This window comes from Rhizobium sp. PEPV16 (assembly GCF_008919455.1).
GTDB lineage: Bacteria > Pseudomonadota > Alphaproteobacteria > Rhizobiales > Rhizobiaceae > Rhizobium > Rhizobium leguminosarum_Q.
The window spans coordinates 1-8,737 of record NZ_VSZV01000257.1 but is presented as its reverse complement, the minus strand read 5'-3'; the positions used below and the strand labels follow the sequence as shown (position 1 = coordinate 8,737).

Annotated in this window: 8 protein-coding genes; 3 read left to right on the top strand and 5 right to left on the bottom strand. The window is 59.6% G+C overall.

Going from position 1 to position 8,737, the window contains the following annotated elements; genetic code table 11:
* Positions 1–123, bottom strand: a 123-nt coding sequence (locus FY112_RS10245; protein ID WP_181018196.1) for a DsbA family protein, incomplete at its 3' end; no start/stop codon positions are given.
* 62 nt (positions 124–185) lie between these two features.
* Positions 186–1,988, bottom strand: coding sequence for an extracellular solute-binding protein (locus FY112_RS10240; protein ID WP_151518325.1), 1,803 nt, complete (start codon positions 1,986–1,988; stop codon positions 186–188).
* 284 nt (positions 1,989–2,272) lie between these two features.
* Here FY112_RS10240 and FY112_RS10235 point away from each other — a divergent pair, with 284 nt between their 5' ends.
* Positions 2,273–2,935, top strand: coding sequence for an invasion associated locus B family protein (locus tag FY112_RS10235; RefSeq protein ID WP_020049906.1), 663 nt, complete (start codon positions 2,273–2,275; stop codon positions 2,933–2,935).
* 113 nt (positions 2,936–3,048) lie between these two features.
* Here the strand turns inward: FY112_RS10235 and hspQ are convergent, their stop codons facing one another.
* From hspQ to FY112_RS10220, 3 genes are all read right to left on the bottom strand, one after another.
* Complete coding sequence (hspQ, locus tag FY112_RS10230; protein WP_003539613.1) at positions 3,049–3,378, bottom strand: heat shock protein HspQ; 330 nt, start codon at positions 3,376–3,378, stop codon at positions 3,049–3,051.
* A gap of 259 nt (positions 3,379–3,637) precedes the next feature.
* Positions 3,638–5,047: a type I glutamate--ammonia ligase gene (gene glnA, locus FY112_RS10225; RefSeq protein ID WP_151518324.1), complete on the bottom strand. Its 1,410-nt coding sequence runs from the start codon at positions 5,045–5,047 to the stop codon at positions 3,638–3,640.
* Positions 5,048–5,125: 78 nt separating this feature from the next.
* Positions 5,126–5,464, bottom strand: a complete 339-nt coding sequence (locus tag FY112_RS10220; protein ID WP_003539626.1) for a P-II family nitrogen regulator — start codon at positions 5,462–5,464, stop codon at positions 5,126–5,128.
* 343 nt (positions 5,465–5,807) lie between these two features.
* On the opposite strand from FY112_RS10220, the gene FY112_RS10215 reads away from it, so the two are divergent.
* Both FY112_RS10215 and pstS read left to right on the top strand, forming a co-directional pair.
* The gene (locus FY112_RS10215) at positions 5,808–7,280 is read left to right on the top strand and encodes an NAD(P)H-hydrate dehydratase (protein WP_151518329.1); all 1,473 of its coding nucleotides are present in this window, start codon (positions 5,808–5,810) and stop codon (positions 7,278–7,280) included.
* Positions 7,281–7,626: 346 nt separating this feature from the next.
* Positions 7,627–8,718 carry a phosphate ABC transporter substrate-binding protein PstS gene (gene pstS, locus FY112_RS10210; protein WP_151518323.1) on the top strand — a complete coding sequence of 364 codons (1,092 nt, stop codon included), beginning with the start codon at positions 7,627–7,629 and terminating at the stop codon, positions 8,716–8,718.
* Positions 8,719–8,737 lie beyond the last annotated feature (19 nt).

The window sequence follows — 8,737 nt, the reverse complement described above, 5'->3', positions numbered from 1 at the left end:
CCAGTTGATGTCGACGCCGATTTGGTCCTGCACCTCGGCGATGGCGAGTTCCAGCCGCGCCTTGCCGAGATAGCACCAGGGGCAGACGACATCCGAGACGACGTCGATGGTGATGCGCTCCATGATGATGTTCCTTATTTCTGTGCGCCTCCGGAGGAGGCATGAGGACCGGCCGTTCGCCGGTCTTACTGCGCGCTCGTATCCCACCATACCGGCAGCTGATATCCGCTGAGCGGTACGCTGTCGGGACGGCCGATGCGCTTGCTCCGCGCCACCCATTGCTGGTCCATGTGATAGAGCGGCAGCACGTAATGGCTGGAAAGCAGCAGCCGGTCGTAGGAGCGGACCGCCGCAGTGAAATCCTCCGCCGAGTGCGCCCTGAGCAGGTGATCGATCAGTGTGTCGAGATCGGGATCGTTGGCGCCGGCGAAGCTGTCGGTTCCCTCGCGCGTACGCGCAACCGAAGACCAGCGGCCGAGTTGCTCGTTCCCAGGGGACAACGACGAGGTATAGGACTTCATGATCATGTCGTAATCGAAGCTGTTCGTCCGGCTCTGATACTGCGAATCGTCGACCGTGCGGATGGAAGCGGCGATTCCGATCGTCTGCAGCGAACGCTGGTAGGCAACGGCAAGCTTTTCTTGGTCGGCATTCTGCGTCATGATCTCGAAGGCGAGCTGGCGGCCGGAGGCATTGAGCATCTTGCCGCCCTGAATCGTATAGCCGCCCTCTTTCAACTGCTCGACGGCCTGTTTCAGCACATTGCGGTCGCGGCCGGAGCCGTCGGTGACCGGCAGCTTGTAGGTGCCGTCGAGAATCTCCGGCGCAATCTTGTCCTTGATCGGCCCGAGCAGGGCAAGCTCGGCTGCATTGGCGGGAACCCCGAAACTCGACAGCTCGGAATTCTGCCAGAAGCTCTGCGTGCGTTTATAGGCGCCGGAATAAAGGTTCTTGTTTGCCCATTCGAAGTCGAACACCAGCGACAGGCCTTCGCGCACCTTGGGATCGGTAAAGATCGGCCGGCGCGTGTTGAACACGAAGCCGAGCATGCCGCTCGGCAGTTTCGGTGTGAACACGTCCTTGACCACAGCCCCCGAGGTGACGGCGGGAAAGTTATAGGCATTGGCCCAATGGCCGGGATTGCCGTCGGGATAGATGTCGACATCGCCCTTCTTGAAGGCCTCGAACAGCGTAGTGTCCTGCAGGAAATACTGGACGGTGATCTGGTCGTAATTGTCGGTGCCGACCTTGGCGGGAATGTTCTTGCCCCAGTAATTCGGATCGCGCTCATAGGTGATGCTCTCACCAGGCTTCACCGTCTTCACCTTGTAGGGACCGGAGCCGACCGGGGGCGTCAGCGACGAACGGTCGAAAGTTGCCGGATCGATTGCATGTTTCGGCAGCACCGGGAAGAGACCGAAGATCAGCGGCGTCTCCCGGTCGGCCTTGTCGTTGAAGGTGAATCGCACACTGCGCTCGCCGACCTTTTCCATCTTGGCGACGACGTTCAGGCGGTTGGCGAAGGGCACGCGGCCCTTGTCGCGCATCAGTTCGAAGGTGAACATCACATCCTCGGGCGTCACCGGCTGGCCATCGGCCCATTTCGCCTTCGGATTGAGGTTGAACTGGATGAAGCTCCGGTCGTCGTCCCATTCCACCGTCTCGGCAAGCAGGCCGTAGAGTGTGAACGGCTCGTCCCTGGAGCGCTGCATCAGCGATTCGTAGACGAGATTGCCATAATCAGGATCCCACATGCCGCGCGCCGTCGTGCGCATGCTCTTGAGGATGAACGGGTTGAGGTTGTCGAAGGTGCCGACCACGCCATAGGTGATCTTGCCACCCTTTTTCACGTCGGGATTGACGTAAGGGAAGTGTTTGTAGTCGGCCGGCAAGGCCGGCTCGCCGTGCATCGCGATGCCGTGCAGCGGCTCGGCAGCGACGGTGCCGCACAGCAGCGAGAGGACGAGGGGGACGACAATCCGGAGCATTCGGCAATCCTTGAGCCGTGAAAAGGGGGCATGATTCACGCCAAGATTATCATGGGGTCGACCGATTCCAACACGGATCGGCGATTTCTTTGGCTTCGCGACGAAATGCACCTCAAATTGCCAAAGAAATGCTGGATATCTTGAACGCTGCGATGTAACAGGTGAACCCGAAGTTTCGGGGTCATGCATTTGCCTTATTTTTTTAAGAGGTGGAGTGCCGAACGACCCGATGGTTGGGGCGGCAAACCGCTGCCCCGAACGGATATCAGGAGACGGAATTCGTTATGATGTTCAAGTCTGAAAAGAAAATGCGGGCAGCGCTGTCCGTTCTGGCAGTGGTGTTCGGCGCTTCGGCTCCGGTCTCCTCCTTCGCACAGGATGCGGCGGCACAGGCTCCGGCCGATGCCCCGGCACAGGCCGCAGGAGCGCCGAAGCTCGGCTGGTACAAGACCTGCAGCAAGCAGGAAGACAACGACATCTGTGTTGTCCAGAACCTGATCCTCGCCAATGGCGGCCAACTTGTCACGGCCGTTGGCCTGATCTCGGTATCCGGCAAGATCAACCGCAAGCTCCTGCAGGTCTCGGTTCCCACGGCACGCCTGGTTCCTCCCGGCGTCATCATGCAGATCGACGGCGGCAAGGGCCAGAAGCTCGACTACGCCGTCTGCCTGCCGGACAAGTGCACCGCCGAAATTCCGCTGACCGACGCGATGATCGCCAGCCTCAAGAAGGGCAGCGACGTGATCTTCACCTCGATCAACTTCCGCCGCGCCCCGAACCCGATCAAGATCTCGCTTGAAGGCTTCACCGGCGCTTACGATGGTGAACCGGTTTCCGAATCCAAGCTCGCCGAAAGCCAGCGCAGCCTCCAGGAAGGCATGCAGAAGAAGGCCGAAGAAGCCCGCAAGAAGTTGGAAGACGCCCAGAAGGCAGCCAAGGCGCAGTAATCCTGCCATCATCTCTAGACAGAAACCCGGTTTCGCGCCGGGTTTTTTGTTGCGCAAAGAAAAGGCCTCGCCGGGAGAAGCGAGGCCTTGATTCAACGATCGGCACGAGTGGGTTAGTGGGCGAAGCTCATCTTGGGTTTGAACTGCCCTGACGGGGCCTGATCGAAAATCTGGTAGATCTGCGGGTTGCGAAGCGGCGTGCCGCTTTCATCGTTCATCAGGTTCTGCTCGGAGACATAAGCGACATATTCGCTTTCGTCATTCTCGGCGAGCAGGTGATAGAAGGGCTGGTCCCTGCTCGGGCGCACCTCGGCGGGAATGGAATTCCACCATTCCTCCGTATTCGCGAACTCCGGATCAACGTCGAAGATGACGCCGCGAAACGGAAAAACCTTGTGCCGAACCACTTCGCCGATACTGAACTTTGCTACTCTTTCTTTCATGGTACGACTTCCTTTCATCACCGAATTTGGTGATTGGTGCCGCGCAAATCAAGATTTTTGCGCGAGTTCGTCACATGAACGTCATATCCTCCTTCTGCATAATTCCTTAAGTCGAAACCGATTTAAGGACAAAATTATGCAGCACTCCAAGTTCTACAGCGTCCTTTGCGCGTCTGAAAGAGGCGAGGCGCTGTAGTGGCGTCCATGACTTGGGAGGCGAAAGCCCCGGCGGGCCGGGACTTTCTGTGTTCGCGGCCGATCAGGCCGAATAATACATGTCGTATTCGACCGGATGCGGCGTCATTTCGAAACGCATCACCTCGGCCATCTTCAGCTCGATGAAGGCATCGATCTGATCGTCGTCGAATACGCCGCCGGCCGTCAGGAACTTGCGGTCCTTGTCGAGGCTTTCGAGTGCTTCGCGCAACGAGCCGCAGACGGTCGGGATCTTCTTCAATTCCTTCGGCGGCAGGTCGTAGAGATCCTTGTCCATGGCCTTGCCGGGATGGATCTTGTTCTTGATGCCGTCGAGGCCGGCCATCAGCATGGCGGCAAAGGCGAGATAGGGGTTGGCGGTCGGATCGGGGAAGCGGACTTCGACGCGCTTGGCCTTCGGGTTGGAGCCGAACGGAATGCGGCAGGAAGCCGAGCGGTTGCGGGCCGAATAGGCCAGCAGCACAGGGGCTTCGTAACCCGGGACGAGGCGCTTGTAGGAGTTCGTCGACGGATTGGTGAAGGCGTTGATCGCCTTGGCATGCTTGATGATGCCGCCGATATAGAACAGGCAGCTCTCGGAAAGGCTGGCATATTCGTCGCCGGCAAAGGTCGGCTTGCCGCCCTTCCAGATCGACTGGTGCACGTGCATGCCAGAGCCGTTGTCGCCGAAGATCGGCTTCGGCATGAAGGTCGCCGTCTTGCCGTAGGCGTTGGCCACCTGGTGCACGACGTATTTGTAGATCTGCATCTTGTCGGCGTTGCGCACCAGCGTATCGAACTTGATGCCGAGTTCGTGCTGGGCGGCCGCGACTTCATGGTGATGCTTTTCGACGACGACGCCCATTTCGGAGAGCACCGTCAGCATTTCCGAACGCATGTCCTGGGCGCTGTCGACGGGGGGAACCGGGAAATAGCCGCCCTTGACGCGCGGGCGATGGCCGAGGTTGCCGGTCTCGTAATCGGTATCGTCGTTCGACGGCAGTTCGGTCGAATCGAGCTTGAAGCCGGTATTGTAGGGATCGGCCTTGTACTTGACGTCGTCGAAGACGAAGAATTCGGCTTCAGGGCCGACGAAGACCGTATCGCCGATGCCGGATGCCTTGAGGTAGGCTTCGGCCTTCTTGGCGGTGCCGCGCGGATCGCGGTTATAGGCCTCGCCGGAGACCGGATCGAGGATGTCGCAGACGATGACCATGGTCGACTGAGCGAAGAACGGGTCCATATGCACCGTTTCGGTATCGGGCATCAGCACCATGTCGGACTCGTTGATGGCCTTCCAGCCGCCGATCGACGAGCCGTCGAACATCACGCCATCAGCGAACATGTCTTCATCGACGCAGACAACGTCCATTGTCACATGCTGCAGCTTGCCCTTCGGGTCGGTGAAACGCAGATCGACGAACTTTACGTCGTTCTCCTTGATCTGCTTCAGAATTTCGCTTGCGGTCGCCATTAATGAGTTTCCTCCGATTTGCGATGACGGTGTAGGTCGGCGGTGACGGTAACGGACTTTGCGCGATTGGCAAAGTGGTCAGATCGCATCGATACCGGTCTCGCCGGTGCGGATGCGGATAACCTCTTCGACGTTGGAGACGAAGATCTTTCCGTCGCCGATGCGGCCGGTCTGCGCCGCCTTACGAATCGCATCGATAACGGCCTCCGCGTTCTCGTCGGCCAATACGACCTCGACTTTGACCTTCGGCAGGAAATCGACGACGTATTCGGCTCCACGGTAGAGTTCCGTGTGGCCTTTCTGACGGCCGAAACCCTTGGCTTCCGTGACCGTGATACCCTGCAGGCCAACTTCCTGAAGGGCTTCCTTCACTTCGTCCAGCTTGAAAGGCTTAATGATCGCTTCGATCTTTTTCATGAGAAAATGTCTCTCCGCTTCTCTTGTTATGGCAGGAATTTTCCCGCTCGCCGGATATGATGCAGATATCGTGCCAGTTTGAAATCCATCTTGTCGAAAAAAGACGTCGATTCTGCCAAAACCGGCGCGTTTGCGGGGAATTCTATGTGGTTTTGGCGACGGTCAGATGGAAAAACATTGTCTCCCGATCAAAATCCCATCGGAAACGGAAAAACTCATGTATTTTCGCAACTGCGAATACACGTCACGCTGAGATGAAAATATAGGCAAATGCCTAAATAGAGTCCTTCTCTTTGGTATTTCAGGCGGTTGTTTTTTAGGCGTTTTTTGATTGAATAGGATGATGACCAAACATCTGTCCGACCTTCTTCTCACGCCTGCCGAAATGGCCGCCGTCGACGCGGCCGCTGCCGCATCCGGCATCGACTCCTTCGGCCTGATGGAAAGGGCAGGTGCCGCGGTCGCGGCCGCTGCTCTGCGCCTTCATCCCGGAGCGTTGCGCTTCGTCGTTGCCTGCGGACCCGGCAACAATGGCGGCGACGCCTATGTCGCAGCACGTCATCTGCAGCAGAGCGGGGCGAGGGTGGCGCTCTTCCACCTCGGCGATCCCCTGAGGCTGAAGGGTGATGCCGCCCGCGCCCGCATCGGCTGCGCGCTCAGGGGACAAGAACACGACCTCTATCGGCCGGAAACCGGCGACGTCGTCATCGATGGCCTGTTCGGGGCGGGGCTTGGCCGCGCGGTGTCGGCCGATGTGCGCGCGCTGATCCGCCGCGTCACCGAGGCCGCTATTCCCGTGCTCGCCATCGATCTGCCCTCCGGCCTCGATGGCCGCACCGGCAAGGTGCTGGGTGCCGCCTTCCGGGCCTGCAATACTATCACCTTCATGACCCGCAAGCCCGGCCATCTCCTGATGCCGGGCAGGGAACTCTGCGGTGAATTGGAGGTCTTCGACATCGGCATCCCCGCCCGCATCGTCAGGGCTGAGGCAGGCGGCCTCATCGCCGAGAACACGCCGGATGCCTGGAAGAGTGCGCTGCCGGCCGAGCAGCTGGAAACCCACAAATACAAGCGCGGTCATTTGGTCGTCTTCTCAGGTGAGGCCGACAAGACGGGTGCGGCGCGCATGTCGGCGATCTCGGGCCTGAAGGCGGGCGCCGGCCTGGTGACGATCGCCGCCCCCCGCGCGGCGATGGCCGCCAATGCCGCGCATCTGACCGCCGTCATGCTGCATGCCGTCGACGACGAGGCCGACCTCGGCGACTGGCTCTCCGACAAGCGGCTGCAGACCTTCGTCCTCGGCCCCGGTTTCGGCATCGGCGCCAGGGCGCGCGGCTTCGTCTCGGCCCTTGCCGATCGCCATCTGGTGCTCGATGCCGACGGCATTTCCTCGTTCAAGGACGATCCGCAACAGCTGTTTGATCTTTTCCGGGGTGTGCCGCGTCTGGTGCTGACGCCGCACGAGGGCGAATTCGCGCGGCTCTTTCCCGATATCGGCGGCGACGATGGCCTCGGCAAGATGGATAAGGCCATAGCCGCCGCCCGCCGCGCCAATGCCGCGATCATTTACAAAGGCGCCGACACCATCATCGCAGCACCCGATGGACGTGCGCTCATCAATACCAACGCTCCCGTCTGGCTTGCCACCGCCGGTTCCGGCGACGTGCTTGCCGGCATCATCGGCGGCTTGCTCGCCCGGGGCTTACCGGCCTTCGAGGCCGCGGCTGCCGGCGTCTGGCTGCACGGCGAGGCCGGCCAACGCGCCGGCAAGGGGCTGACGGCGGAGGAGCTTGCAGGCGAGGTATTGCCGCTTTAGCGCCGCCGCATCCTCTTGGACCTCGAACGCAGAAGTAATCCGCACCGTCGGTCTGGCCGTGGCGCGGGCTGCGTTGTTTTACCATTGTAAATGCGGCCGATGTGTCAGTTGAGTGACGGTTTTATTTCGAATTTTTAGAGCGACATCGATCAGCCAAAGAATGTTCTGCGTCGAGAATCAGCAACCTGCAAAACTAAACTGTCATTAAAATGTTAATAAATGGAAATACTTAGTGGTGGCAGGAATTCCTGTCGGCTGGACCACGGGTTCGCACAGTGGGTCCTGAGCTGATCTGGTTTGAATTCTGATTGAAGTGCGCAGTCAACGGTTGCGAGGGGAAGCGCCGATGGAACGTTTTTTTCGGCAAGTCTACAGAGTGACGACCGCCGCGGCCGGCTTTAGCGGACTTGCGGCAGTTGTCGGTTCACTCTTCATCGCTCCTGCAGCCATGGCCGAGCCCATTCGCGGCGCCGGCTCCACATTCGCGGCACCCATCATCGCGAAGTGGGCAGAGATCTACGAGAAGGCGCGGATGGATGACGGCGACTTCAGCTCACCCGACTGGACGGTAGACTATGAGCTCGTCGGTTCGCTGGCAGGCCTGATGCGCCTTGATCAGCCGGAGCTGGATTTCGCTGCGACCGATGTGCCTGTCTCCCACGACGAGCTTTCAAAGCATGGCCGCCAGCAATTCCCGATCGTGCTCGGCAGCGTGGCGATTGCAGTCAACCTTGACGGTATCGACAAGGGCAGTATCAACCTGACTGGCCCGCTGCTTGCGAATATCTATCTCGGCAAGATCCAGTCGTGGGCCGATCCTGCCATCAAGGCGATCAACCCGGAGATCAGCCTTCCCGATCAGAAAATCAGCCCGGTTACCCGCAAGGATGGATCGGGCACCACCTTCATGTTCACCGAATTCCTCTCCTCGGCAAGCCCGGAATGGAAGGCGGCATATGGAGCGGATACGCTGATCGCCTGGCCTGTTGGGACGAGTGTCGAGGGAACCGGGGATCTCATTCGCGCGGTGCAGGCAACCAAGGGGGCGATCGCCTATGCCGATTTTGGCCAGGTCGAGCGTGCAAACCTGCCCTATGCCGCTGTTCAGAACAAATCCGGCCAGTTCGTAAAACCGGGACCGGATGGTGTGCGTGCTGCGGCCATCACCGCCTCATGGGATGAAGCGAAAGATTTTTCGGTGTCGCTCACGGATCAACCGGCAGAGGCGGCCTATCCGATCAGCGGGGCGACATTTGCGGTCGTTCCAATGAAGGGACAGGCGCCCAATCGCTATCGCCGTGTGCATGATTTTTTCCGTCTGGCGTTCGAGACAGGCAGTAAGGACGCGGAGGCGCTTGGCTATGTGCCTTTGCCGCCGCAGCTCGTCAGTCAAATCGTCAACTACTGGCTGAAGCAGGATGCATCCGCGAGCCAGTAATTCGTTCGGACGCGCATGA

Excerpts from the sequence above, each read along its gene's own strand:
- FY112_RS10240 (WP_151518325.1), bottom strand. The coding sequence starts at position 1,988 with ATGCTCCGGATTGTCGTCCCCCTCGTCCTCTCGCTGCTGTGCGGCACC.
- FY112_RS10235 (WP_020049906.1), top strand. The coding sequence starts at position 2,273 with ATGATGTTCAAGTCTGAAAAGAAAATGCGGGCAGCGCTGTCCGTTCTG.
- hspQ (WP_003539613.1), bottom strand. The coding sequence starts at position 3,378 with ATGAAAGAAAGAGTAGCAAAGTTCAGTATCGGCGAAGTGGTTCGGCAC.
- glnA (WP_151518324.1), bottom strand. The coding sequence starts at position 5,047 with ATGGCGACCGCAAGCGAAATTCTGAAGCAGATCAAGGAGAACGACGTA.
- FY112_RS10220 (WP_003539626.1), bottom strand. The coding sequence starts at position 5,464 with ATGAAAAAGATCGAAGCGATCATTAAGCCTTTCAAGCTGGACGAAGTG.
- FY112_RS10215 (WP_151518329.1), top strand. The coding sequence starts at position 5,808 with ATGACCAAACATCTGTCCGACCTTCTTCTCACGCCTGCCGAAATGGCC.
- pstS (WP_151518323.1), top strand. The coding sequence starts at position 7,627 with ATGGAACGTTTTTTTCGGCAAGTCTACAGAGTGACGACCGCCGCGGCC.